This window comes from Sorangium sp. So ce448, from assembly GCF_051520915.1.
GTDB classification, from domain to species: domain Bacteria; phylum Myxococcota_A; class Polyangia; order Polyangiales; family Polyangiaceae; genus Sorangium; species Sorangium cellulosum_B.
The window spans coordinates 10,904,836-10,928,079 of the sequence record NZ_CP150343.1; the positions used below are offsets into that span (position 1 = coordinate 10,904,836).

Below are 23,244 nucleotides of genomic sequence, written 5' to 3' on the forward strand. Positions count from 1 at the left end.
GGGACCAGCGGTTCCACGACCGGAAGTTCGACGAGCGGTGGGACAGGTGTTGGAGCCTCCAGCTCCGCCGGAGTGACCGCGGTGACGACCGGAGCAGGAGGAGCCCCGAGCGGCGGCACCGGCGGCGCAGACCCGAGCGGACCGGCGTCGGTGGGCAGCGCGAGCACGGGCGGCGATCCCGGAACGGGCGGCGGGGATGACGGCCTGCCTCCGACAGGCGACAACTCGGTTGCGTACACCGGCTGCTCGATGGCCAACAACATCGGCACCGGCTACAAGCGCGTCGGCGGCAAGATCATGTGGAACGCCGACAACTATCAAACGGGCGCCATGGTGGTCCAGAACTGGACCAGCCCGAACAGCTCTTCCTGGCAGCTCTTCGACCGGAAGATGGAGTCGATCGGGGGGAAAGACGTCGTCAAAGCCATCATGGTCCAGATCTGCATCCTGTCGCAGCGGGCGACCGACAAGGAGCTCCGTGACATGGTCAACGCGGCGCGCCAGCACGTCAACCCGGGCACCCATATCTACATCGTGGGCCAGCCGGTCTACAATGCAGGGCACGATTGCTTCATCGCGGGAGCGGGCGGCGCCGACTGGACGGACATGAAGGCGCAAGAGCTGGCCAAGGACCCGACCATCAACGAGAACATGAGCTACCTCGGGAAGTTCATCCTCAACAACGACGCGGGCGAGGTCAGCGACGGCTGCCACGCCAGCAGCCCGAAGGGCGAGAACGTGCTGGGAGAGCAGGCGAAGGCCTTCTTCGGGGGCTGATCGGGGCGCAGGCCCAACGAGACCGAGCTGCGATGTCGACAGGCGCGCGCATGTCCGCACAGATCTGCGTGCAAAGTAGCGGTGAGCCCTGCTCATAGGAGGGGAGCAGGAGCTGACCATCGTGGGTGACCTATGATTTCGCTTGCCACTCCCTACCACACCGTCGGCATCGCATGTTTCGGGCTGCTGCTCTCGGCAGGTTGCACCTGCGGAAACGATGACAGGACCGCGGCGGACGAGACGATCGCGAAGGACCGAAGCAGCGGCCGCGCGGGCGCCTGGGCTGGAACGGCGCCAAGTTGCACCGGGCTGCCGGCGACCTGCGGGCCATCACAGAACGAGGACTGCTGCGAGAGCTTGCTGGTCCCCGGCGGAACCTTCGCTCGGAGCTACGACGGCGTGGACTATCTGGACTGGAGCTACCCGGCGACGGTGAGCGACTTCTACCTCGACAGGTACGAGATCACCGTGGGCCGATTCCGGGCGTTCGTGAACGCAGGCATGGGCACGCAGGCCAGCCCGCCTGCGGATGGTGCGGGCGCACAACCAAAGATCCGAGGCTCTGGCTGGAGCTCGGCGTGGAACACCAAGCTGCCGCCGAACACGGCTGCCCTGAGAGACGCCCTGAATTGCTTTGTCCATCAGAGCTGGGCGGACACGGCGGGGAGCGACGAAAATAAGCCGATCAACTGCCTGGACTGGTACACGGCGTTCGCGTTCTGTGCGTGGGACGGCGGACGGCTGGCGACAGAGGCGGAGTGGAACTACGCGGCCTCCGGGGGCAGCGAGCACAGGTACTATCCGTGGTCGAAGCCAGCGACCTCAACGGCGATCGATGACAGCTACGCGGTCTACTGCGGCGGCACCTGCAGCCTGCGGAACGTCGGTTCGAAGTCGCCCAGAGGCGACGGGAGGTGGGGGCAGTCCGACCTCGGCGGGAACGCGTGGGAATGGACGCTGGACTGGGACCCGGTTCAGTACCCGATGCCATGCCATGACTGCGCCGCCGTGACAGCAGGCTCCTACCGGGCCTTCCGGAGCGGCAGCAACGACGACCTCGCCCCGACCCTTCGGTCAGCCACCCGCCACGTCTACTACCCCGAGCTCCGAGGCAACATCGGGTCGCGTTGCGCCAGAAACCCTTAGTTGGCCTGTCGGTCACCGGCATGCAGTGTCACGGTCGTCATCACGCTCTGGCCGTGACGCCGCGCGCCGCCGCGGCCGCCTGCGCTACGCGAGGGATCGAGGCTGGGCCGGGCCGCTGGGCGCGTAGGCTCGTAGAAATGCGCGCACCCCCTCGACGAGGAGCTCCCGCATGCGGGCGTCGTTCGGGGCGATCACCGGCCCGAACCCGCTGGCGGCGAGCAAGAAGGTCAGCGCGATGAAATGATCGGCCGCCTGCCGGGGGTTCGGCGCGTCGAGCAGCCCTGCACGCGCAAATTCGGCGAACCGCTCCGCGATCGCCTCTTCCGGAGCGTTCATCATCCAGTGGTCGCGACCGCGCAGCTGGGACAGCTGAGCGGACTCCATCGTCACCAGCCGCAGGAGGGCAAGGTAGTCCACCGAGCCGAGCATCTCGGTCACGACCCGCGCCGAGAAGGTGATCAAGGCGTCCTCCAGGTCCGTCACGTGCGTCAAGGTGTCCTCGATGGCCCGTCGGATCGCCGCCATGAGCAGGTCACCCGTGGACTCGACGACGGCCAGCAAGAGAGCCTGTTTGTCGCCGAAATAGTCATACACCGTCCTCTTGGAGACGCCGGCGCGCGCGGCGACGGCATCGACGCTCGAGCGGTCGAACCCGTCGGCCAGGAACAACTCCCGGGCCGCCACGAGGATGGCGGATCGCTTTTGCGCGGACCCTTCACGAAGAGCCTTCTGTGCGCCGGTGGAGGACATGCACCTCCAGGTATAGCCTATTTCGGCCATTTTTTGCCCTGGCCTTTGTACACTACACCGTGTAGTGTAGTCTACGTCAGAGCTCCCTGGGCCGAGTGGACCGCGGTCGGCAGCTGCTTGCCCTGCCTCGTGGCAGCGGGCGGGTCGCGCCGATCTCTCGCGGATGCGCCCTCCGCCGCTGCGAGCTCACACCGAAGGAAGGCGGACACATGGCGACTTCGCGGAACAAGAAGATCCTGATCTCCGGCGCGAGCATCGCCGGCCCCGTGCTCGCGTACTGGCTTCACAGGTACGGCTTCCAGGTCACGGTGGTGGAGAAGGCCGGCGCTGTGCGAAGCGGCGGCTACCCCATCGACATCCGGGGCACCGCGATCGACGTCGTGAAGCGCATGGGCGTGCTGTCGCGCATCGCAGCCGCGCACATCGACTCACGCAAAATCACGTTCGTCGATGGCGACGGCGCGCTCATCGGGTCGATCCGGCCCGAGGCGCTCACCGGCGGCAAGGAAGGCCGGGATCTGGAGCTGCCTCGCGGAGAGCTCACGACGGTGCTCTACGACGCCGTCCGAGATGACGTCGAATTCCGCTTCGGCGACTCCATCACCACCTTGAACGAGCACGGCGGCGGCGTCGATGTGCACTTCCAGAGCGGCCTGCAACGCCCCTTCGACCTGGTCATCGGCGCTGATGGATTGCATTCGAACACACGGCGGCTCGCCTTCGGGCCCGAGGCGCAGTACCACCGTTATCTCGGCTACTGCTTTGCGGGTTTCACCATCCCCAACACCCTCGGGTTCTCTCACGAGGCGTTCATCAGCAACACGCCCGGGAAGGCGGCCGTGCTGTTCGCGGCCGGCGACAGCGATCGCCTGCACGCCTTCCTGACCTTCGCCCGTCCCCAGCCTCCCTTCTCGGAGTTCGCCGACATCGAGGCGCAGCGAAGGTTGACCGCCGGTGTCTTCGCCGGCGCCCGCTGGGAAGTACCGCGGATGCTCGCCGCTCTGCAGGAGGCCACCGATGTCTTCTTCGACGTCGTCAGCCAGATCCGCATGCCTCGATGGTCGAAGGGAAGGGTCGCCCTTGTGGGAGACGCGGCCCACGCGCCGTCGTTCTTGTCGGGCCAAGGTACGAGCACCGCCATGGTCGGCGCCTATGTCCTGGCGGGGGAGCTGGCGACCCATTCCGACCCCAGCGCCGCCTTCGCCTCGTACGAGCGCGTCATGAGGCCGTTCGTCGAGGTGAACCAGTCGCTCGCCAGCGGCGGCGCGCTCAGTCTGATCCCCGCCACATCGCGAGCGCTGTGGATCCGGAATCAAGCGCTCCGGGTGGCACCATGGCTGGCGCGCACGGGGCTCCCCGGTCGCAAGGGCCGGAAGGCCTCGACGGCGCTCGCCCTCCCCCTCTATGGCGTGCAGGCCCGAGGATAGCTCGCGATCGCACGTGCTAAGAAATTAGCACGCGTTACTTGCTAATTTCTTAGCACCGGGCTACGGATGGACGTCATGCCGAAGCCGCCGCTCACGCGCCGAGAGCGCGAGATCATGGACATTTTGTACCGCCTGCGGCGCGCGACCGCGCACGAGGTGAAGGACAACCTCGAGGATCCGCCGAGCTACTCCGCGGTCCGCGCGCTGCTGCGCCTGCTGGAGGAGCGCGGGCACGTCAAGCACGTGGAGGAAGGGCAGCGCTACGTCTACATGCCGGTCACGGCCCCGAGCGAGGCTCGCAGGAGCGCGCTGGCGCAGGTCGTGCGGACGTTCTTTGGAGGCTCGGTCGAGCAAGCGGTCACCGCGCTTGTCGACACGTCGAAGTCCAAGCTATCGCGCGAAGAGCTGGATCGCATCGCCCAGGTGATCGAGCGCGCCAAGAAAGAAGGGGGTTGAAATGAGCCCGATCGAGATGAGCCCGCTGCCGTTCCTCGTCGATGCCGCGCGGGGCGCCGTGCTCCTCGGGCTCGCCCTCGCGGCGATGCCGCTGCTCCGCCGCGCGCCGGCCTCCACACGCCGGCTCGTGCTGGTGCTCGGGCTCGCGGCCGCGGCGCTGGTGCCGGTCGCCTCGCGGCTCGTTCCGGCGTGGCGCGTGCTGCCGGTGGTCGAGCTTGGCGTCGCAGACGCGAGTAGACCCTTCGCCGAGCCCATCGGGGATGCCATTGCCCCACCCTCCGTCGAGCGTGTTTCCCACGCTGTGATGCAGGCTCCGTTCACGCCGGTCGCCCCGGCAACTCAGTCCTTTCCGTGGGGCCCGGTGCTCCTTGCCGTGTGGGCGCTCGGGGCATTTGCGGTGCTCGCTCGCCTGGCCCATGGCCTCGCCAAGGCGCGTGGGATCGCCCGGCGCGCGACCCCGATCTCGTTTCCCGGGATCGCGGCGACCCTCGGCGAGGCGCGCATGAAGGCCCGCGTGTGCGTCAGCTCCGAGATCGATGTGCCGGCGGTGACCGGGGTCTTTTCGGCGGTGGTGCTGGTGCCGCGGGAGGCGCTCGAGTGGAGCCCGGCGCGCTGGCGAGCCGTGCTGTTGCACGAGCTGGCGCACGTCCGGCAGCGCGATTGTCTTGCCCAGATCGTGGGGCAGCTCGCCTGTGCAATGCACTGGTTCAACCCGCTTGCGTGGCTCGCGGCGCGCAGGCTTCGCATGGAGCGCGAGCTCTCGGCGGACGAGCGGGTCCTGGCGAGCGGGGCGCGGCCGACCGAATATGCCGAGCACCTGCTGGCCATTGCGACGAGCGCCGCGCGGCTCCGCGAGGTGCCGGGCGGAGCGCTCGGGATGGCGGAGCCCTCGCAGCTCCTGGCGCGGGTCGAGGCCATCGTGCGACCGCGGGCGGGGTCTCTGCGCACGTCGGCGGCGCGGGGCGTTGCGATCACCGCGTCGGCTGCGGCGCTGCTCGGGGTGGTGGCGTGCGTCACCGCCGGCAAGGAAGGACCTGTCGCAGCCGTGGCGGCCCATCCGGCCAATCCGTCCGGGAAATCGGAGCCTGTCGCTCCTGCTCCGGCGGGCTCGTCCGTTCCGACCGCTACCTCCGCCGTTGCCAGCGCCACGCCGGCCTCTCTGGCCCACCTGACCGCGGAGGTCGCCTCCGTGCTGGGCGCCCCGGCCGATCGCCTGGAGCTCACGATCGATCGCAACATCCAGGCGATCGTCGATGAAGAGATGAAGCGGATGGCGGACGAATGGCACCCTGTCGCCGCCACGGCGATCGTGCTCGATCCAAGGACCGGCGAGGTGCTGGCCATCCATGATCCGAGCACCGCCGCGGCGCCGCGCATCAGCGGCTCGACCATCAAGTCGCTCACCGTCGCGGCCGCGCTCGACGAGGGGGCCATTGCGGTGACCGACCGGTTCTTCTGCGACAAGGGAGCGCGGAGCTATGGCAAGGAGATCCTCCGCGACGCGAGTCCGAACGCGTGGCTCGACGTGCCGCAGATCCTCGCGCTCTCATCGAACATCGGGGCCTCGCGGATCTTCGACAAGCTCGGCGGCGAGGCGCTCGGGCGCTGGCTCCGGCGCTTTCATTTCGGCGAGGCGATGAGCATCCAGCTCCGCGGCGCGCCGGTCGGCGAGGTGCCTCCGGTCATCGCGGACGGCTCGCTCCGCGGCGTGGCCCTGGCATCGGGCCATGGCGGCGCGATGGCCAGCCCGCTGCAGATGGCCGCCGCTTATGCCGCGATCGCCAATGACGGCGTGTTCAATGCGCCGACGCTCGCCCGGCGCGCCCGGGGCGCGGACGGCAGCGTCCGCTTCGAGCACCACGTGGAGAACGAGCGCGTGCTCCGCCCGGAGACGGCGCGGGCCGTGATGGGCATGCTGGAGCGCGCCGTGAGCGACGAGCAGGCGACGGGCAAAGCGGCGCGTGTGCAAGGGGTGCGGGTCGCCGGGAAGACCGGCACCACGGACGAGCAATCGGCGGCGGGCGAGCCGCGCAATTACGCGAGCTTCATCGGGGTCGCGCCGGCCGAGCAGCCGCGCTTCGTCATCCTCGTCGGCGCGGTGGTCGCCGCGGAGGACGCGACGGGCGGCAAGGTGGCGGGGCCGGTGTTCGCGCGCATCACCGCGCGGGCGCTCGGGCGCTGATCCAGGCGCGTCGAGGGCGCCCACGTCGAGGGGTACACACCCCCGCCCTCTCCCCGGCTACGCGAGCCGCTCCTCCCAGTCGATCCGGTAGGCGTGCGCGCGCTCCTGCGCGGCGGCGCCGATCCGCAGGAACAGCGGCAGCGCCCTGTCGCGGAGCCACCCCGCGACAGGCCCCGAGACCGCCTTGCGGCTGCCGTTACGGCGCGCCTGGCGGACGATCGCCTCGACCCGCGGCCGCCGCAGCCGCTCGAACGCCGCGAACGCCCGCTCCGGCTCGGGCTCGTCCCGCAGGCACCTCGCGAGGAGCATCCCGTCCTCCATGGCCAGCGAGGCGCCCTGGCCGGCGTGCGGCGTCGCCGCGTGCGCCGCGTCCCCGATCAGGCAGACCCGGCCGGCGTGCCAGCGCGGCATCGTCAGGATGTCGTGCAGCAGCCACGGACCGAGCACCTCGGGCGTCGCGCGCACCACGTCCGCGATCCAGCCTGGATCGCCCTCGTGGAGCGCGAGGATGCGCTCGCGGAGCGGCCCCGGCGCGGCGGCGCCCTCGGGCGCGGGCTCCCCGCTGTTGTGGAACCACCAGACCTCGCCTTCGGGCGCCGCGAACGCGCCGAAGAACGCGCGGCGGCCAAAGACCATCACGCTCCACCCAGGCTGGAGCGGCGCGCCGGGGCAGCGCGCGAAGCCGCCGAAATCGAGGAGGCCTGTGTACCCCGGCGCCGGCGCGCCGGGCAGCGCCGCCGCCCGCGTGCGCGACCGGACGCCGTCGCACCCGATGAGCACGTCGCCGCGCGCCTCGCCGCCGCCCTCGAAGCGCGCCACGACCTCGCGCGGATCCGAGCAGTCCACCCCCTCGAGCCGCATGCCGTACCGGATCGCGACGCCCCGCCGGGCCGCCTCCTCCGCGAGCGCCGCGTGCAGCGCGCCGCGCCGGATCATCACGAGCCCGGCGCCGAACCGGCGCGCCGCGTCGCGCTGATCGATCACGCCGATGCGCCGCCCGCGGGCGTTCTCGAACCGGATCCCGTCGCACACCGCGCCCCGCGCCTGCACCGCGCGCGCGACGCCCAGATCCGCGAGCACGTTCATCCCGTTCGGCGCGACGCCCAGGAACGCGCCCTCCTGCTCCAGAGGGGCCGCGCGCGCCTCGAAGATCGTCGCCTCCACGCCGATCCGCTGAAGGAACATCCCGAGCACCGGGCCCGCGATGCCCCCGCCGACGACCACCACCCGCCGCACACCTCGCTGTGTCATCTCGCCACCTCCGACCTCGATTCCTGGCCAGCATGGGTGGGACTGACGCTCATTGCCAGTGATGATTCGTGATGGTAATCGTCACCCAACGTGAACTTGTCGACGCTCGATCTCAACCTGCTGCTCGTCCTGCACGCGGTGCTCGAGGAGCGGAGCGCGGCGCGGGCGGCGCGGCGGCTCCGCGTCACGCCGTCGGCCGTGAGCAACTCGCTCGCGCGGCTGCGCGCGCAGCTCGGCGACCCGCTCGTCGTGCGCAGCGGGCGCGGCCTCGTCCCCACGCCCCGCGCGCAGCAGATCGCGCCGCGGCTCCGGGCCGCGTTCGGCGAGATCACGGGCGCGATCGAGGGGGATCGCGCGTTCGACCCGCGGGCGACCACGCGCGCGTTCACGCTCGCGCTCTCGGACCTCGACCAGATCTGCAGCCTGCCGGCGATCGCGCGCGCGGCCGCGGCCGAGATGCCGCGCGCGACCCTCCGCGTCGTCAGCGTCGACCACCTCGAGGCGACCGGGGGGCTCGGCGGCGGCGACGTCGACGCGACCATCGCGCCCGCGCACCCGCTCCCGCCGGGCCACCACGCCGCGGACCTCTTCGAGCAGGACAGCGTGTTCGTGGTCCGCCGCGGTCACCCGTGCGCCCGCCGCCGGCTCACGCGCGAGGCGTTCAACTCGCTGCGCCACATCGACATCCACATCGCGCTCGGGCGCGGCGGCATCGGCAACCGCGCCGCCGTGGAGGCGCTCGCGGCCCAGGGGCTGCACCGCGAGATCGCCGCCGCCGTCCCGACCTTCTCCGCCGCCGCGGTCATCGCCGCGAACACCGACCTCGTCGCCGCCATGCCGCGCCGCATCGCCGAGGCGCTCGCGCGCCTCGCGCCGCTCACCCTCCTCGAGCCGCCCGTGGCCGCGCTCGTCTTCCGCATGCAGCTCGTCTGGCACGAGCGGACCCACGAGGACGAGGGCGCCCGCTGCTTCCGGGAGCTCGTCATCGCCGCGCTCCGCGACGGCCCCCGCGCGCGCGGCCGCGCGGCGGAGGGCACGAGGAAGAAGCCGAGTGGACCTCGGGACTCGAGGCCTACGTCCCGCTCGGCGACAAGGCGATGATGCGGGCGCTCGGAAGGCCGCGGGTCACCGGCAGGGCCACCGGCCGCCGTCGAGGTCGAGCGGCATCTCCATGCTGTTGAAGCCCCAGGCGTTCGCCTGTTCGCAGAAGAGCGACCTGTCGGTCATGTGACCGGAGAACGGATCGTCGTACTCCACCTCGAACACGGCCTTGCCGTTCGCCAGGAAGGAATCGACGAGGAGCTCACACTCTTCATACTCGAAGCACTGCTCGTTCAGCGTCCAGTCGAAGTACGGCCACAGGTCCGCCGCCTGCTCGATGTCGCCCTTGAGCCCCACGGACATGCCCAGCGAGTGGGCGAGATCCGCGATGAACACGTTGTAAGCGAGCTGGTCTCCATAGCGGAGGGGGAACCCGGAGTCGTTGGCGTAACCGTCGACCTCGTCGGGCTCGATGGCGTCGAAGCCCTTGTCCCTGCAGACCTGGAACCGGGCCAGCATGATCGGCCTGAGGACATCGATCTGCCGGATGTCGAGCCAGAACGAGCCCTCCCAGTGGTAGTCCGGGTTGCCTTTGACCGACTCCGGGAAGTCGCCGGCGTCTGGCCGATAGTCCTCGAACGCGCCGACGTCGACGTAGCAGATGACCTTGGCGCCCTTCGCGTGCAGCGCGGCCACCGTCTCGGCCGGCGTGAACTCCCAGTCGAGGTCGTAGACCGTGGGAGGCGGCGACTCGATGGGCGCTCCCGTGGGATCGACCAGGCCCATGTCCCTGGGGTCGTCCAGGTCGAGGGGGTGGTCGATCATCCAGTGCCACGACGTCTCGAGCGCCGGGATCCAGACGCCGGGGCCCCCGCCGGCGGTTGTCGAGGCGGCGGACGCCGATGAGGTGGACGTCGACGCCGGCGTGCCCGAGCTCTGGGGCGAGCCCCCTGCCCCGCCCGGATCCACGCCGGCGTCGCTGCACGCGGCGGGCACCGCCGCGAGGACGAAGATCAACGACTTGACCACCGCGGGCCACGATCGATTCATCATTTCAGCTCCTGTCCTCGCCACGGCACCTCGCGCGCGCGCGCTGGTACTCCGGCCGCGCGGCGATCCGCTCCTGGTAGGTGACGAGCTCGTCGGGCAGCGTCTTGCCGAGCGCGCCGCGATAGATTCCGATCGCGGTGCTCACGGAGATGTCGGCGAGCGTGAGGCCTTCGCCGGCGAGAAAAGGCATGTTGCCGAGCATGCCGGTCGTGAAGCGCAAGGCCTTCTCGATGCTTGCCTCGTGCGCGCGGACCGACCAGTTGCGCTTGTCCGCCTCCGGCGCGCCGAAATGTGCTGTCAGCAGGGCATTGACGGCTGCCCCGAGGGTCGCTTCGCCGAACACGGCCATTTGCAGCACGCGCGCGAGCGCCGGATCGCCCTTGCCGGGCAGGAGGGGCGTGGGCCCGTGGTGCTGCGCCACGTAAAGCATCATCGCGACGGACTCGTGGATCGCCACGCCGCCCTCATCCTCGAGGAACGGCACGGTGCCGAGCGGATGCAGCGCGAGGTAGGCTTCGCTCGGCGGAAACGAGACCATCTCGACCTGGTAGGGTAAACCCATCTCTTCGCACTGCCACATGATGCGCAGGCCGCGGGCCCCGCGCGCGAAGTTGTAGACCTTGATCATCGGTGGTCTCCTTGCTCGCGATCCATGGTTCGAGAGGCGGGCTAGCCGCGGCCCCATCTGACCATGCGGGCGGGGTGGCGGGAAGCCAATGTGAAGCTCATCGGTCGAGCGACGCCGGGCTCGCGAGCAGCGCGCGCGCGCGGCGGTCGCGCAGCCAGAGCCCCGCCCAGAGGAGGGCGGCGATGTAGATCGGAAAGAGCGTGTGGCTGAAGAGCGGGCTCCCGACCCGCACGTGGATCGCGATCGCGCCGCCCAGGTAACCGGTCCACAGGATCGCGCCGAGCACCGCGGTGCGCGGGATCAGGTACGTCACCAGACAGGCGATCTGAAGGTAGCCGAGGGTGGGGACGAGGCTGACCGGGAATCCGAGCTGGGCCGTGGCTGCATCCGCGGGGAACAGCTGCAGCACCTTCACCGCGGCATCGAACGTGAGGAACAGCACGCCCAGCCCGCTCAGGACGCGTCCCGCCCACAGCGCTCGCCGGGACGGCGCCGCGCCGGGCGCTGCGACGCTCGTCGGCGCCTGGGCCCGGGGCTCGGTGGTGAGATCCTGGTCACGATGATGGATGCTGGTGACGATCGCGGTCATGGGTGCCTCCGTGCTGGGATTCACCCCGTAGACCCCCGGCCCCGCCAGGAATCATCGGTCGCCGGAAAAAAAAACCGCCGCGCCGCCCCTGACCGGGCGCCCGGCCCGGCGGACGCGCTGGAAGGGCGGCCGCGGCCCTGCCGGAACGGCGCCTGCGGTGACGCCGGGAGAGCGCCGCGGCCCTGCCGGAACGGCGCCTGCGGTGACGCCGGGAGAGCGCCGCGGCCATGCAGGAAGGAGGTGCGGCAGCCGTCGGATACGCTACTTTCCCGCGATGCGTGGGGGCGGCACGAGCGGGTGGGGTCGGGGTTCAAGGCGCTCCACGCGGAAGCGGCGGTCAGCGCTCGAGAGGGCGGAGCGCGCCGAGAGGACCGCGGTCGACGATGTGGGTGTAGATCATCGTGGTCCGCACCTCCTTGTGGCCGAGCCATGTCTGAATCGTCCGGATGCCCTCGCCGCGGCCAGCCGCGAGAATACGGTGATCGGGCACGACGGTTCGCAGCCTACATGCAAAAACGCGAAGATATGTCGCGCAGCACAGCTGATTGCGAGTTGGGCCGACGGACGTAGACGCGGAGGATGCCATGCGGACGGGATACGCTCGGCCTAAGGAGGGACAGGATCGACCGCGCTGGCGGGCCAAGCTACGCCACCGATACGATCGCGCTCGGCTGCCTCTGTCAGATCCCCACGACCAACTCAACGCCTGGATCGATGAGCGCGGATGGGAGAAACTCGGCACGGCGGAGCTCGAAGCGCTCGATCTAACCGCCTACCTGCGCGAAACGGCCCACATCGGTCTTGCACCGACCGAGCGGCTTCGAAAGCTGGCCATCGCGCTGGAGTACCAGTTGACCCTGAGCGAGCAACCGCGAGGGTGGCTTGCCCTGGAACGGATCTATACTGCGGGGAGAGCGCTCGATCCCGATGATGCGGAGATCGAAGTCTCCCGAGCCGTCACGGCCGAACTTTGTGCGTCTTGCGTAGACGACCGCCCTGAAGTCCGACGCCGAATGATCCTCGCAGGCCGAACGGCGGCGGAGCGCGCCATCCAGCTCCGACCGAACGACGCGGGCGCACAGGTTGCCCTCGGGATGCTCCATTATTCGTTCCACTACGGATCGATCGAGTCGGCGCTGGCCTGCTTCGAGGCTGCGGCCGTCCTCGACCCGAGCTCTGGTTGGGCCCGGTTATACCGCGCACACGGTCTACACGATCTCGGCAGGTGGTCCGAGGCTGTCCAGGCCTACTTCGACGTCGATCCGTCGTTCCTCGTCGGCCCCCACGCCTGGCGGTACGACTTGCTCCGGGAGCAACGCGCATGGTGCCTCCTGCAAGCGGGAGAGAGGGACCAGGCACTTGCGGAGTTTCTCGGCATCATGCAGCGGTACGAGCTTCAGCCCGGGCTCGCAAGACACCAGCTGCTGAAAGAGCTGACAGCCGCTGCGGAAGGGCCACTTCGGACCGACTTATCGGACCGTCTCGCGCAGCTGCGCCGCAAGATCAACGCTGACGAATCGGAGGACCAGTGAACGCGCACGGCAATTCTGACTTGCAGCGCGGCGCAACGGGCCGTTGCTTGCCGGCGGCAGAATGGCTACTCGTTGGGCAGGCTGTTGATGACCATTTTCGCGCCTCAGCTTCGTCGTACGGGTCGCCCTACATCGATACGTGGCGACTCGTCCACGGAGGGCTCCCAGCACCGCGAGGCAATCCATGAGCATGTATTATTCTCATCTTCTCGTCCCGCTCGATCCGAGCTTGGCCTTCAAGGCGGAGGCGATGACGGCGTTTCTCGAGGCCGCGATCAGTGCTGGGTTCGTCGGGAAGAACCCCGAGCGGTTTGTGCGGACAGACCCCGAGCCCGTTGGGTCCTTCGTGTTCACCATGTCGCGCGGGATGCCCAAGGCCGGCAAGTACCGCGGGCGCAATCCGGGATCGTGGAAGCGTCCCGACTCAGCGGAGGAGCTCAGCCATTCCCTGGAGAATGATGACAACGTCCAAGCCACGATCTGGAGCGAGCTCCGACCGAAGCGATCGCCTCTGCTTGCGCTCGAAGCGCTGCAAGACGGGGCGCGGCTCGACATGACGCAAGCGCAGTTCGACGACGTCTACTACGTCGCGATCACATGCCATCGCACCCAGGTGCCCGTGTCGATGTCCGCCGACAGCGACTCCGAGGACGCGGCGCTCGGATTCGGAGCGCGCGTGGATCTCGGGCACGTTCCGCCGTGTGCTATCGCCAATTACCCCTACAAGGCCGGGCACATGGAGATCGCCGGAATCGCTGCCGCGCGGTCATGGGTGAGCATCACCTTTGGCAACTACGTTTTTCCGCCTGCCCAGCTCTTCGAAGACCTGTTCTCGCGCGAGGGAGGTCTTCCCTTTGCTGTGCCCGACTTCACGGCGCTCGCCGAGCGATGCCTCGGCTGCGATCTTCGCCAAACGTGCCATTTCTGCTGACGTGCCTCCCCGTGTCCAGAGATCCGGATCCGTGGCTTCCCAACCGGCGGCAGCAGCCGACGCCGCTACGCGGCTGAGCCGCAGGTCATTCGGCAGACGGGCTCGGTGCTCAGCGAGCTCTGCCCGAAGGCGCCGACAGGCGTAAGCAACGGCCCCGCGAGGCCAGGCTCCGCACCGCCGGCGCACGGGGTGGATCCTGCTACGAGCCGTACGGCCCCCGGGCCGTGGAGTTGCTTCGCCCGCCCGAGGCGGGCGGAGCTTGAAGCGACGGCTGAGGGATGGCATGCTCTCCGTGCCGACGTCGAACGGAGAACCTCATGGAAAGGCGAACCCTCGAACAGCTTGAGGCGGCGCTCGATGCTGTCAGCAGAGATCTCTCCCCACGCGCCGAGGAGCTCGCGCAGAAGAGCACCGAAGGCGCGCTCACCCCGGAGGAGCAAAGGGAGTATGCAGAGATCGTCCGCTTGAACGACAGGCTCAGCCTCCTCAAGCTGGAAGCCGAGGAGTTCTGGACGATGCGCGCAGCTTCGTGAAGCTCTCGAACGATGTGCGGGAGACGGTACAGCGGCGCGCCCAGGGGGCGTGTGAGTACTGCCGGCTTCCTCAAGAAGCTTCAATCCTCCCCCATCAAGTCGACCACATCATCGGGAGGCAGCATCGTGGCTCCGACGATGTTGCCAATCTGTGCCTCTGCTGCATCCATTGCAATCTGAAGAAGGGTCCTAACATCGCCTCCATTGATCCAACGACTGGGATCCTCGTGGCGCTGTATCATCCCAGGTGTCACTCTTGGCGCGAGCACTTCACGGTCGCGATTGAGGGTACGCTTCAAGGGCTGACGGCCGAGGGGCGCGCCACAGTCCAGCTTCTGGACATGAATGCCGAGGACCGAGTTCGCCTGCGTGCATTGCTATTGCGCCGAAACCGGTACCCGTGAGCCGACGCAGCGGCGCGTGCCGAACACGCCGCTGGTGCCGGCGGCACTCCGCGCTGCGGCACACCGGCAAGACGTTGGGCATGTAATGTAGAGACCGCGAACACGACATCGCCCCATGGCGTAGTTCAATGCAAAGATGAAAGATCCCACACGAGCAATTCGGCTCGAGTCGTGGCTCGTTTCGGCGGGTCGCGAGCGAGAACCCGGAGCGCCTCTGAACGTCCCGCCGGTCCCAGCGTCCAACTTCGTCCTGGGTGGCGGCCGCGAGTACGCCCGCGATGACGGCACGCCGACGTGGGAGGCGCTGGAGAAGGTCGTCGGCGGCCTCGAAGGCGGCGACGCCGTTGCGTTCGCGTCGGGCATGGCCGCCATCGCCGCCGTCTTCGACCAGATCGTTGCTGGGTCGGTCGTGGCGCTCCCTGACGACTGCTATCAGGGCGTCGCTGGCCTCGCCGAGGCCGGGCAGGCGAAGGAACGCTGGACCGTCAAGAGGATCGCCCTTGACGATACTGACGCGTGGCTCCGGGCTTGCGAATACGCAGACCTGATCTGGTTGGAGTCGCCGTCGAACCCGCTCCTCATGATCGCGGACCTCGAGGCGATATGCGCCGCGCCTCGAAAGCACGGGGCCATCCTCGCCGTGGACAATACGTTTGCCACACCGCTCAACCAGCGACCCCTCGAGCTCGGTGCCAACGTCTCCGTCCAGTCCGCGACGAAGCTCATCGGGGGGCACTCTGACCTCCTTGCCGGCGTCGCGACGACGAAGGCCCCGAAGCTGTGGATGGCCCTCAAGAAGGCGCGTGAGCTGGCTGGAGCCACGCCCGGCACCCTCGAGGCCTTCCTGGCCGTGCGGGGAGCGCGAACGATGGCGCTGCGGCTGGAGCGGGCCCAACAGACGGCGATGCTGCTCGCGGCCCGGCTCGAGGCCCACCCGCAGGTGACGAGGACCCGGTATCCGGGGCTGGCGTCCCATCCGACCCACGAGATCGCGCGGCGTCAGCTCCGAGGGTTCGGAACGATCATCTCCTTCGATGTCCGAGGTGACGCCGACGCGGCCAACGCGGTCTGCGCCTACCTCGGACTCATTCAGCATGCCACGAGCCTCGGTGCGGTGGAGTCCACGATCGAGCGGCGGGCAGCGATCCCTGGGCAGGAGCATCTCCCGCCTTCTTTGCTCCGGCTCAGCGTTGGCATCGAGGACGTCGAGGACCTCTGGGCCGACCTGGATCAAGCGCTGCGACGGACAGTGAGTGAGCCCTCGGTGGCTTCGACGCCTCAGGAGGCTTGACCCTAGAACACTGATCACGTTGAAACCCGGAGAATTTTCACAGGGAGGCGGGGAGGCGGGGAGGAAGAAAGAATGATTTTCTTTCTCTTGCCGTCTCTCGCTCCCCGCCTCCCCGTCTCCCTGTGAAATTCCTGCTTTTTCTCATGGTTTCAACCCGTTTGTCGCTCTAGGCATCTTTCCTTGACTTCGTCTGACAAGCCGATAAAGCAGATGGGCGCTTCGCGCCCGCAGCTTGTCGCCGCGTTGGGCCGGCAGATGAGACGACCTCGGAGAACCAGATGAGCCCCGACAAACTCGCCATGTGCAGCTGGCCCGACCTCCCGCCGAGGTATGCAACAGCGCTCCGCGCGGTCGTCGCGTTTGTATTCGAGACCTTCGAGCCGCGGGCGATCGTCGCCGCGGGGTCGGTCGTCCGCGGCGCAGGTGATCGAAGCAGCGATCTCGACGTCTTCGTCGTACAGGAGCATCCGTACAAGCAGCGTCTACAGCGGTGGTTCGGCGATGTTCCGGTCGAGATCTTCGTCAACCCGGCACGCGCAATTCGAGCGTACTTCGCCAGCGAGCATGAGCTCGGTCGCCCCTCCGCGGCGCACATGATTGCCACCGGCTTCCCTGTGTTCGGCGGCCAAGCGATCGATGCCCTGCGGGAGGAGGCCGCCGAGTGGCTGAAGAAGCGCGCCGTGCTCACTCGGGATGAGGACGCGTTCGCTCGTTATTCAGCGGCGACACTCCTGGAAGACGGCGAGGACGTCGTTGAGCGCGATCCCGCCATGGCCAGCGCGTTGCTCGGTGAGGCGGTCATGGAGATGCTCCGGTACCACCTCCGCGCCGAGCGCGGGACGGTGCCAGGGAACAAGAACCTGCTGCTTGAGGTCGAGCGCAGCGACCGTGAAGTCGCCGAGGCGGCGCGTCGCTTCTTCGGGGTCTCCACGATCGAGGAGCGCCAGCTCGCAGCGCGAGCCCTGGCTGACCTCACCATCCGTGCACGGGGCTTCTTCGCGTGGGATTCCGAAAGGGTCCCCGTGCCGGACGACTGACACGGAGCTCCGCCCACTGAGGGCCTGCTGACCGACGCGCGGGTGCGCTGCGCACCCCACACGCAGCGGAAGCCGCGTCCGCTCTCCAATGCGTCGCAGCGTTGATTTTCATGGTACTCTTTCCTGGCCCCTGAACGCAGCCCCCACCCTCCAGAGGAGCATCGCAATGTCGAAGGTCGTCGCAATCATGTCCATGTCGCTCGACGGTTACGTCGCCGACCTCAACGATGGCGTGGCCGAGGTGTTCGACTGGTACGCCAATTCGGGGGACGTCGAGATCCACACCGGAGGGTCGGATCCCATGACGTTCAAGGTGTCCGGGCCGAGCGCCGAGCACCTTCGCGGTCTCACGTCCGGACTCGGTGCCATGCTCACCGGTCGACGCACGTTCGAGGTCGCCCAGGGCTGGGGCGGAAATCACGCCTGGGGACCAGCGTTCGTGCTTACCCACGACATCCCCGCCGGATGGCCGCGACCCAACTCGACTGTCCACTTCGTGACCGACGGCATCGAGAGCGCCGTGCACCAGGCCAAAGCCGCCGCCGCCGGGAAGTCCGTCGGGGTCCACGGCGCCGACACCATCCAGCAGCTCCTGAATGCTGGGCTCCTCGACGAGATCCACGTCGACATCGCGGCGGTTCTTCTCGGCTCCGGAGTTCGACTCTTTGACCACCTCGCCCGCACGCCAGCCGTCCTCGGCAACCCGACGGTGATCGCGGGCGTCGGCGTCACACACCTGCGCTACCCGGTACGCAAGGCGTAGTCCTGCTGGCGAGGGCTGTCGAATGGGCGACGGGAGACATCCCACGTACGAGGCTGCGGCGGGCAGGGACAGTTCCATGACGACCTGGATCAGCGGAGTCTGCGAAACGGACGGCATCAACATCCACTACCTCCGAACGGGAGGCGCCAGGGTTCCCGTCGTCCTGCTCCATGGATTGATGGGGAGCGGCGCCTGCTGGACTCCCCTGGCGCGGGCGCTCGAAGGTGAATTCGACGTCGTCATGCCCGACGCCCGAGGGCACGGCGGCTCGAGCACGCCGCCCCACGGATACCGGTACGACGATCACGCGAGCGACGTCGTGGGCCTCATCCGCGGCCTCTCGCTCTCCCGTCCGGTCCTGCTTGGCCACTCGATGGGCGGCATGACGGCCGCGGTGGTGGCGAGTCGAGGGGCGGAGGTCCTCCGCGGCCTCGTCCTTGTCGACCCGACGTTCTTGAGCCCCGAGCGCCAGCGCGAGGTGTGCGACAGCGACGTCGCCGAGCAACATCGCCAGGTCCTCGGCTTGCAGAAGTCTGACCTCGTTGCGCGGGCCCGAGCCCGACACCCGCATCGCTCGCCCGAGATCATCGAGCTCCAGGCCGAGGCGAGGCTGAAGACCCGCATGGACGCGTTCGACGTCCTCACGCCGCCGAACCCCGCGTACCGCGACGTGGTGAGCGCGATTGACGTCCCGAGCCTGCTCGTCATCGGTGACGACAGCCCCGTCGTCACGCTCGAGATGGCGACGGAGCTGCGGAGCCTCAACCCACGCGTGCGAATCGAACAGGTGCAGGACGCCGGCCACGGCCTTCCCTTCGAGCAACCCGAGCGCCTGGGAGAGGTGGTCCTGTCGTTCTTGCGTGAGCTGGCGTAGCTGCTGCAGTCACTCCGGCTCGCCCTCGGCGAGCACGACGCGCCGGGCGCTCTCGGTCAGGACGCCGCGCCCGTGCCACACCATCAGCACCGCATAGAGCGCCGCGAGCACGCGAAAGCCGCTGAACAGGCCGAAGCGCTGGCCGAGCGAGCCGCCCGCCACCGCGCCGATCAGGCCCCCGGCCGGTCCCGCGAGCGAGAACAGGCCGCCCACCCGGCCGCGGCCGAGCTCGGCGGTGAGCGCCGCGAAGCGATTGACGCTCGTGAGGTGCTGCACGCCCAGCCCGAGCCCGAGCAAGACCGCCCCGACCCACAGCGACGCGACGCCGAGGGGGAAAGCGAGCAGGAGCTCGGTCGCGAGCAGCAGCGAAAAGGCGATCGCGTAGCGGGCAGCGTCGCGCAACGGCGACAGGGCACCCCCGGCGAGGAGCAGGGTCAGCACGAACACGGCGCCCTGGAGGGTCACGAGGGTCGCGGCCTGGGGCACCGAGAGGTGAAACTCGCGGATCCCGATCAACACAACGAATACGGCGAAGTAGGACATCGCCATCTGACCACACAGCTCGATGAACATGCTCTGGCGCAGCTCGCGGCGAGACAGGATGATCCCGACCTGCCCGCGCAGGCGCTCGAGGAGCGGCGTGGCCGAGCGCCCGCGGCCGGGAGGAGCCCCGGAGAGCACGCGATCGCCGACGAAGACCGTCGCCAGCAGCCCGAGCCCGGTCACGACGAACACGCCGGTGTAGCCGAGCAGGCCGAGGAGCTGCGCGCCGAGCATCGGGCCCACGAAGAACATGCCGAGCGAGTGGGACGCGCGCTGCCACCCTGCCTTGCGCGGGCCGAGGCGAGGAAGCAGGTGAAGAAACTCGGTCTGGGTCGCGACCATGCGAAACGGGTTGAGCAGCCCGAAGAGGATCACGCCCGCGATGAGCTGCCAGGGCCGATCCATGTGGGTGAAGCCGAGCAGGTACAGCGCCGCACCCGCGAGGCCGCCGAAGCGGAACAGCGGCCGGCTGCCGTGGCGGTCGATCAAGCCCCCGACCGGCATCGAGAGCAGCAGCATGCCGGTGAACTGCAGGCCGCCGACAAGGCCGATCTGCCAGGGGGAGGCGTGGAGCGAGGCGGCATACAGCGGCAGGACCACCTTGGCCACGCCGTTGCTCGAGCCCGCGAGCAGGCCGAGCACCATGAAGCCGAGGAGATAACGCTGGGGGAGAGGCGGCGAAGATGTCATCACGCGAACCGAGGCGAGCGGCCGGTCGATCGGCGCGTTCGTCCGCCGTGCCGAATCGGATGGTGCTGCCGCGCGGGCGCCTTGCAAGCCACGCTCCCGAGCCGGAGCAGGCCCATGGCGACCGCCTCGCCGCCCCTGGCGCCACGGCAGGAGGCCGGCGCCAGCCCACGGCCCGCCGCCTGCTGCTCCAGCAGCACACGCGCAGCACGCGCCTGCTGCTAGCGCAGCAAGGACGCATCGATCTTCATGAGCGCTCCGCCCAGCTCAGCTGTCGAAGGGGGCGCCCTCCAGCAGGGCGCTGGCGTCGAAGGGCTGAAAACCGGGCACGTAGCGGCGGCCATAGTCCGCGAGGAAATTGCCGGCCGTCGTGTGGGGCTTCCGCTCCACGACGCCGCAGAGGGCGCGCCGGAGCTCCTGCTTCATCTCGAGCCGCGGATAGGCCCTCAGGATCTCCTCGACCGCTCCGCGCGGCAGCGCGTCCAGCCCCATGCCGCCGTAATCGATCCCGATCCCGAGATGGGCGACGGCGACCTCCGGCTCCTTGTGCGAGGCGATGCCCAGGCTGGTGTGCAGCGCGATGGCGTCCCACACGAGGGACGCCTTCTCCCGGGGTAGGCCGCGGTCGACGAGAAAGGCGCGGGCGGCGTTGGCGCCGTCGACCTCGAAGCGCTCGGGGCCGGCGAAGCGCTCGGTCAGGCCGAGGTCGTGAAGCACCACGGAGAGGTAGAGCAGCTCGTGGTCGAGGGTGATGCCGCGCTGCCGGGCCGCGAGCTCGCCGAAGTAGTACGAGCGCATCACGTGGTGGAAGAGGTAAGGGGCCGAGACCTCGCGCGCGAGCACGGTCGCGTCCTGGGCAAGGCGCGTGTCAGGGGCGTGGATTCCGGCGATCTCTGTGGTCATGGCGGGGGCTCCTGTCTGCCGGCGAAGGCCAAGCGCCAGGAGGGTGCGCGCTCGCCGGCGGGGCGCCCCGCCGAACTGCGGTCATTTCCTGCCACGCGCGCGGGCGTTCCCGGAGAAGCGCTCCCGGTACTCGAGCGGTCCCACGCCGAGCCGGCGCAGGAAGGCGCGGCGCAGGTTCTGCTCGTCGCCGAAGCCGCACTGGTGGGCGATCCGCTTGAGCGGGAGGTCCGTGCCGGCGACGGCCTGGCAGGCGGCCTCGAGGCGCATGGCCGCGACCACCTTCGCCGGCGTCTCCCCGAGCGCGGCGGTGTACGCGCGCGCGAAGGTGCGCGGGCTCATCCCCGCCTGCGCGGCCAGGCGCTCGACGCGCAGATCGCCGGCGAGGCGGTCCGCCATCCAGGCATGCAGGTCGGCGAAGGTGCCGCCCTCGGCGGCCTGCGCCGCGAGCGGCGCGCTGAACTGCGATTGCCCGCCAGGCCGCTTGAGGAACACGACGAGCTGCCGGGCGACCGCCATCGCCGCGCGGTGCCCGAGGTCCTCCTCGATGAGCGCGAGGGCGAGGTCGATGCCGGCGGAGATGCCGGCCGAGGTCCAGATCGAGCCGTCGCGCAGGTAGACGGAGTCCGCGTCGACGCGGACGCGCGGGTGGCGCTCCGCGAGGAGCGGCGCGGAGCGCCAGTGGGTCGCCGCGCGGCGACCGTCGAGCAGGCCCGCTGCGGCGAGCAGGAAGGCGCCCGTGCACACGGCGCAGGTGCGGCGCACGCGCGGCGCGCGGCGGGCGAGCCAGGCGACGAGATCAGGCGGCACGGCCGGGGCCTCCGGCGGCCCGCTGCCCGGCACGATCAGGGTGTCGATGGCCTCGCCGTCGAGCGCCGCGAGCGGCTCGGCACAGACCGCGAGCCCGGTCGTGGTGCGCGCCGGCCCGCCGGCCGTCGAGGCGACGATCGCGCGATAAGGCGGAGGCGCGCCCGGCGCGCGCAAGGTGGTCGCCACGGTGAAGGCCTCGAGAGGCCCGGCGAGATCGAGCAGCGCGACGCCCTCGAAGGCGAGCAGGACGACGAGCCGGGGCTGGGTGAAGCTCGCTGGCATGAGGGGACAGGGAGATAGATCAAGGCGGGCCAGGCGGGAGCGCGGCAGAGCGGGAATGCGCTCGAACTCGCCGCCGCCCGCGCCGCGACGCTCCCGCCGTGCCCATCGCCGGCCGGGCGCTGCTCGGCGGCCCGGCTTTCCTGGTGATCTCCGCAGGAGTCAGGGCGAGGGCGGAGACGTCAGCCCGGCCTGACCCGCTTGGCCGCAGGCCGGCTCGTGCAGCGGGCGATCCACGCGTTCACGTTCGCGAAAGGCGAGAGGTCCACGCCGAAACGGGCCAGGAACGGCAGCGCCGTCACGAGCGACAGGTCGGCGAGCGAGAACTGGTTGCCCACGAGGTACTCCTTGCCCTCGAGCGCGCGGTCGAGGATCTCGACCCCGTTCGTGAGGTCCTGCTTCGCGCCCTCGGCGACCTTGGGGTTGCGCTCGTCGGCGGGGAAGCGGTCCAGGGTGTTGCGCAGGAGCCGCGTCGTCGCCTCGAACAGCGTGACATTGCCCCAGGCCATCCACTTGAACGCCTCGGCGCGATCGGCGCTGAGCGGCGGGAAGAGGCCCTTGTCCACGCCGAAGCGCTCGCCGAGGTAGAGCAGGATCGCGAGCCCCTCGAAGATGGGCTTCCCCTCCACGACCAGCAGCGGGACCTTGCCGTTCGGGTTGAGCGCGAGGTACTCGGGCTTGCGCTGATCTCCCGCCGCGAGGTCGAGCTTGACCTTCTCGTAGGAGACACCGAGCTCCTCGAGCGCCCAGTGCACCCGGTCTGCGCTCGTCATGGGGGCGTAATAGAATTTTAGGTCGGACATGCGGCGAGCAGAACTCCGCCGCACGCGAACCGCAAGGGGGCTTCGTTCGTCGCGCACGAGCTCGGTCTCGGTGGACGGCGCTCGACCTGGAGGACGTCACGCCCGAGGCGCCGTGACCCGACCGAGGTTGGGGGAAACGGGAGAGGACGCGCCGCGCTTGGCTGCCCATCGCAGCAGCGTGTCCAGCGCCGGGCAGAGCGCTTGTCCCCACTCGGTGAGCCCGTACTCGACCCGGGGCGGCACCTCGGGGTGCGTGACGCGCCAGATCATCCCGTCGCTCTCCATCTGCCGGAGCTGCTGGATCAGCATCTTCTGCGAGATGCCAGGGATGGCGCGCTCGAGCTCCGAGAAGCGCTGCACCTTCCCTCCGAAGAGGCGGAAGAGGATCACCAGCTTCCAGCGCCCCTTGAGGAGCTCGAGGGCCTGCTCGACACGCTCGGCGGCGATCTCGGGAGTCGCCGGCTCGTCGTACTCACCTTCAGGTGCGTACCCCACCTTTTCGTGCGTTCTTGCCACCCGATGAGCCTAGCCCAACTTTGCGCGCGAGAGGGCCCACGCGC

At 69.3% G+C, this 23,244-nt stretch carries 25 protein-coding genes; 14 read left to right on the forward strand and 11 right to left on the reverse strand.

What is annotated here, in order from left to right; translation table 11 throughout:
• The first annotated feature begins 81 nt into the window (after window positions 1-81).
• Together WMF45_RS41115 and WMF45_RS41120 are read left to right on the forward strand one after the other, a co-directional pair.
• Window positions 82-777, forward strand: coding sequence for a hypothetical protein (locus WMF45_RS41115; RefSeq protein WP_437711645.1), 696 nt, complete (start codon window positions 82-84; stop codon window positions 775-777).
• 132 nt (window positions 778-909) lie between these two features.
• Entirely contained in the window at window positions 910-1,923 is a 1,014-nt protein-coding gene (locus tag WMF45_RS41120) for a formylglycine-generating enzyme family protein (RefSeq protein WP_437711647.1), read from the forward strand.
• Between the two features lie 84 nt (window positions 1,924-2,007).
• On the opposite strand, the gene WMF45_RS41125 is transcribed toward WMF45_RS41120, so the two are convergent.
• Complete coding sequence (locus WMF45_RS41125; RefSeq protein ID WP_437711649.1) at window positions 2,008-2,673, reverse strand: TetR/AcrR family transcriptional regulator; 666 nt, start codon at window positions 2,671-2,673, stop codon at window positions 2,008-2,010.
• A 209-nt stretch (window positions 2,674-2,882) separates the two neighbouring features.
• On the opposite strand from WMF45_RS41125, the gene WMF45_RS41130 reads away from it, so the two are divergent.
• From WMF45_RS41130 to WMF45_RS41140, 3 genes are all read left to right on the forward strand, one after another.
• The gene (locus tag WMF45_RS41130) at window positions 2,883-4,100 is read left to right on the forward strand and encodes an FAD-dependent monooxygenase (protein WP_437711651.1); all 1,218 of its coding nucleotides are present in this window, start codon (window positions 2,883-2,885) and stop codon (window positions 4,098-4,100) included.
• A gap of 75 nt (window positions 4,101-4,175) precedes the next feature.
• Window positions 4,176-4,556, forward strand: a complete 381-nt coding sequence (locus WMF45_RS41135) for a BlaI/MecI/CopY family transcriptional regulator (RefSeq protein WP_437711653.1) — start codon at window positions 4,176-4,178, stop codon at window positions 4,554-4,556.
• Between the two features lies 1 nt (window position 4,557).
• A complete protein-coding gene (locus WMF45_RS41140) occupies window positions 4,558-6,738 on the forward strand; it encodes a penicillin-binding transpeptidase domain-containing protein (protein WP_437711655.1) in 2,181 nt (726 codons plus the stop codon).
• Between the two features lie 57 nt (window positions 6,739-6,795).
• Here the strand turns inward: WMF45_RS41140 and WMF45_RS41145 are convergent, their stop codons facing one another.
• A complete protein-coding gene (locus tag WMF45_RS41145; RefSeq protein WP_437711657.1) occupies window positions 6,796-7,989 on the reverse strand; it encodes an FAD-dependent oxidoreductase in 1,194 nt (397 codons plus the stop codon).
• Between the two features lie 90 nt (window positions 7,990-8,079).
• Here WMF45_RS41145 and WMF45_RS41150 point away from each other — a divergent pair, with 90 nt between their 5' ends.
• A complete protein-coding gene (locus tag WMF45_RS41150; RefSeq protein ID WP_437711659.1) occupies window positions 8,080-9,090 on the forward strand; it encodes a LysR family transcriptional regulator in 1,011 nt (336 codons plus the stop codon).
• Window positions 9,091-9,114: 24 nt separating this feature from the next.
• Here WMF45_RS41150 and WMF45_RS41155 read toward each other — a convergent pair whose 3' ends face one another.
• The 4 genes from WMF45_RS41155 to WMF45_RS41170 all read right to left on the reverse strand — a co-directional run bounded on the left by WMF45_RS41155 (window position 9,115) and on the right by WMF45_RS41170 (window position 11,787).
• Window positions 9,115-10,083 (reverse strand): endo alpha-1,4 polygalactosaminidase, encoded by a 969-nt coding sequence (locus tag WMF45_RS41155; protein WP_437711661.1) that lies wholly within the window; start codon window positions 10,081-10,083, stop codon window positions 9,115-9,117.
• Window position 10,084: 1 nt separating this feature from the next.
• Window positions 10,085-10,708: a glutathione S-transferase family protein gene (locus WMF45_RS41160; protein ID WP_437711663.1), complete on the reverse strand. Its 624-nt coding sequence runs from the start codon at window positions 10,706-10,708 to the stop codon at window positions 10,085-10,087.
• A gap of 97 nt (window positions 10,709-10,805) precedes the next feature.
• Window positions 10,806-11,297 carry a DoxX family protein gene (locus WMF45_RS41165; RefSeq protein ID WP_437711665.1) on the reverse strand — a complete coding sequence of 164 codons (492 nt, stop codon included), beginning with the start codon at window positions 11,295-11,297 and terminating at the stop codon, window positions 10,806-10,808.
• 337 nt (window positions 11,298-11,634) lie between these two features.
• Window positions 11,635-11,787, reverse strand: a complete 153-nt coding sequence (locus WMF45_RS41170; protein ID WP_437711667.1) for a hypothetical protein — start codon at window positions 11,785-11,787, stop codon at window positions 11,635-11,637.
• Window positions 11,788-11,881: 94 nt separating this feature from the next.
• On the opposite strand from WMF45_RS41170, the gene WMF45_RS41175 reads away from it, so the two are divergent.
• From WMF45_RS41175 to WMF45_RS41210, 8 genes are all read left to right on the forward strand, one after another.
• Complete coding sequence (locus tag WMF45_RS41175) at window positions 11,882-12,829, forward strand: hypothetical protein (RefSeq protein ID WP_437711668.1); 948 nt, start codon at window positions 11,882-11,884, stop codon at window positions 12,827-12,829.
• 229 nt (window positions 12,830-13,058) lie between these two features.
• Window positions 13,059-13,760, forward strand: coding sequence for a hypothetical protein (locus WMF45_RS41180; protein WP_437711670.1), 702 nt, complete (start codon window positions 13,059-13,061; stop codon window positions 13,758-13,760).
• Window positions 13,761-14,077: 317 nt separating this feature from the next.
• Window positions 14,078-14,293, forward strand: coding sequence for a hypothetical protein (locus WMF45_RS41185; RefSeq protein WP_437711672.1), 216 nt, complete (start codon window positions 14,078-14,080; stop codon window positions 14,291-14,293).
• Entirely contained in the window at window positions 14,290-14,697 is a 408-nt protein-coding gene (locus tag WMF45_RS41190; protein ID WP_437711673.1) for an HNH endonuclease, read from the forward strand. The genes WMF45_RS41185 and WMF45_RS41190 overlap by 4 nt, the downstream gene beginning before the upstream one ends.
• Window positions 14,698-14,833: 136 nt before the next feature.
• On the forward strand, window positions 14,834-15,988 hold the full coding sequence (locus WMF45_RS41195; RefSeq protein WP_437711675.1) for a trans-sulfuration enzyme family protein: 1,155 nt from the start codon (window positions 14,834-14,836) through the stop codon (window positions 15,986-15,988).
• Window positions 15,989-16,266: 278 nt separating this feature from the next.
• Window positions 16,267-17,025 (forward strand): nucleotidyltransferase domain-containing protein, encoded by a 759-nt coding sequence (locus tag WMF45_RS41200; protein ID WP_437711677.1) that lies wholly within the window; start codon window positions 16,267-16,269, stop codon window positions 17,023-17,025.
• Between the two features lie 166 nt (window positions 17,026-17,191).
• On the forward strand, window positions 17,192-17,788 hold the full coding sequence (locus tag WMF45_RS41205; protein WP_437711679.1) for a dihydrofolate reductase family protein: 597 nt from the start codon (window positions 17,192-17,194) through the stop codon (window positions 17,786-17,788).
• Window positions 17,789-17,864: 76 nt separating this feature from the next.
• A complete protein-coding gene (locus tag WMF45_RS41210) occupies window positions 17,865-18,662 on the forward strand; it encodes an alpha/beta fold hydrolase (RefSeq protein WP_437711681.1) in 798 nt (265 codons plus the stop codon).
• A gap of 9 nt (window positions 18,663-18,671) precedes the next feature.
• On the opposite strand, the gene WMF45_RS41215 is transcribed toward WMF45_RS41210, so the two are convergent.
• The 5 genes from WMF45_RS41215 to WMF45_RS41235 form a co-directional block, all read right to left on the reverse strand.
• Window positions 18,672-19,895 carry an MFS transporter gene (locus tag WMF45_RS41215; protein WP_437711682.1) on the reverse strand — a complete coding sequence of 408 codons (1,224 nt, stop codon included), beginning with the start codon at window positions 19,893-19,895 and terminating at the stop codon, window positions 18,672-18,674.
• A gap of 264 nt (window positions 19,896-20,159) precedes the next feature.
• On the reverse strand, window positions 20,160-20,795 hold the full coding sequence (locus WMF45_RS41220) for an HD domain-containing protein (RefSeq protein WP_437711684.1): 636 nt from the start codon (window positions 20,793-20,795) through the stop codon (window positions 20,160-20,162).
• 81 nt (window positions 20,796-20,876) lie between these two features.
• Entirely contained in the window at window positions 20,877-21,884 is a 1,008-nt protein-coding gene (locus WMF45_RS41225; RefSeq protein ID WP_437711686.1) for a GlxA family transcriptional regulator, read from the reverse strand.
• Window positions 21,885-22,063: 179 nt separating this feature from the next.
• Window positions 22,064-22,684: a glutathione S-transferase family protein gene (locus tag WMF45_RS41230; protein ID WP_437711688.1), complete on the reverse strand. Its 621-nt coding sequence runs from the start codon at window positions 22,682-22,684 to the stop codon at window positions 22,064-22,066.
• 96 nt (window positions 22,685-22,780) lie between these two features.
• Complete coding sequence (locus WMF45_RS41235) at window positions 22,781-23,200, reverse strand: winged helix-turn-helix transcriptional regulator (RefSeq protein ID WP_437711690.1); 420 nt, start codon at window positions 23,198-23,200, stop codon at window positions 22,781-22,783.
• Window positions 23,201-23,244: the final 44 nt, after the last annotated feature.

What these genes read in the sequence shown, in the direction of transcription:
- WMF45_RS41120 (WP_437711647.1), top strand. Translation starts at nt 910, where the DNA reads ATGATTTCGCTTGCCACTCCCTACCACACCGTCGGCATCGCATGTTTC.
- WMF45_RS41125 (WP_437711649.1), bottom strand. Translation starts at nt 2,673, where the DNA reads ATGTCCTCCACCGGCGCACAGAAGGCTCTTCGTGAAGGGTCCGCGCAA.
- WMF45_RS41130 (WP_437711651.1), top strand. Translation starts at nt 2,883, where the DNA reads ATGGCGACTTCGCGGAACAAGAAGATCCTGATCTCCGGCGCGAGCATC.
- WMF45_RS41135 (WP_437711653.1), top strand. Translation starts at nt 4,176, where the DNA reads ATGCCGAAGCCGCCGCTCACGCGCCGAGAGCGCGAGATCATGGACATT.
- WMF45_RS41140 (WP_437711655.1), top strand. Translation starts at nt 4,558, where the DNA reads ATGAGCCCGATCGAGATGAGCCCGCTGCCGTTCCTCGTCGATGCCGCG.
- WMF45_RS41145 (WP_437711657.1), bottom strand. Translation starts at nt 7,989, where the DNA reads ATGACACAGCGAGGTGTGCGGCGGGTGGTGGTCGTCGGCGGGGGCATC.
- WMF45_RS41155 (WP_437711661.1), bottom strand. Translation starts at nt 10,083, where the DNA reads ATGATGAATCGATCGTGGCCCGCGGTGGTCAAGTCGTTGATCTTCGTC.
- WMF45_RS41160 (WP_437711663.1), bottom strand. Translation starts at nt 10,708, where the DNA reads ATGATCAAGGTCTACAACTTCGCGCGCGGGGCCCGCGGCCTGCGCATC.
- WMF45_RS41165 (WP_437711665.1), bottom strand. Translation starts at nt 11,297, where the DNA reads ATGACCGCGATCGTCACCAGCATCCATCATCGTGACCAGGATCTCACC.
- WMF45_RS41175 (WP_437711668.1), top strand. Translation starts at nt 11,882, where the DNA reads ATGCGGACGGGATACGCTCGGCCTAAGGAGGGACAGGATCGACCGCGC.
- WMF45_RS41185 (WP_437711672.1), top strand. Translation starts at nt 14,078, where the DNA reads ATGGAAAGGCGAACCCTCGAACAGCTTGAGGCGGCGCTCGATGCTGTC.
- WMF45_RS41195 (WP_437711675.1), top strand. Translation starts at nt 14,834, where the DNA reads ATGAAAGATCCCACACGAGCAATTCGGCTCGAGTCGTGGCTCGTTTCG.
- WMF45_RS41200 (WP_437711677.1), top strand. Translation starts at nt 16,267, where the DNA reads ATGAGCCCCGACAAACTCGCCATGTGCAGCTGGCCCGACCTCCCGCCG.
- WMF45_RS41205 (WP_437711679.1), top strand. Translation starts at nt 17,192, where the DNA reads ATGTCGAAGGTCGTCGCAATCATGTCCATGTCGCTCGACGGTTACGTC.
- WMF45_RS41210 (WP_437711681.1), top strand. Translation starts at nt 17,865, where the DNA reads ATGACGACCTGGATCAGCGGAGTCTGCGAAACGGACGGCATCAACATC.
- WMF45_RS41215 (WP_437711682.1), bottom strand. Translation starts at nt 19,895, where the DNA reads ATGACATCTTCGCCGCCTCTCCCCCAGCGTTATCTCCTCGGCTTCATG.
- WMF45_RS41220 (WP_437711684.1), bottom strand. Translation starts at nt 20,795, where the DNA reads ATGACCACAGAGATCGCCGGAATCCACGCCCCTGACACGCGCCTTGCC.
- WMF45_RS41225 (WP_437711686.1), bottom strand. Translation starts at nt 21,884, where the DNA reads ATGCCAGCGAGCTTCACCCAGCCCCGGCTCGTCGTCCTGCTCGCCTTC.
- WMF45_RS41230 (WP_437711688.1), bottom strand. Translation starts at nt 22,684, where the DNA reads ATGTCCGACCTAAAATTCTATTACGCCCCCATGACGAGCGCAGACCGG.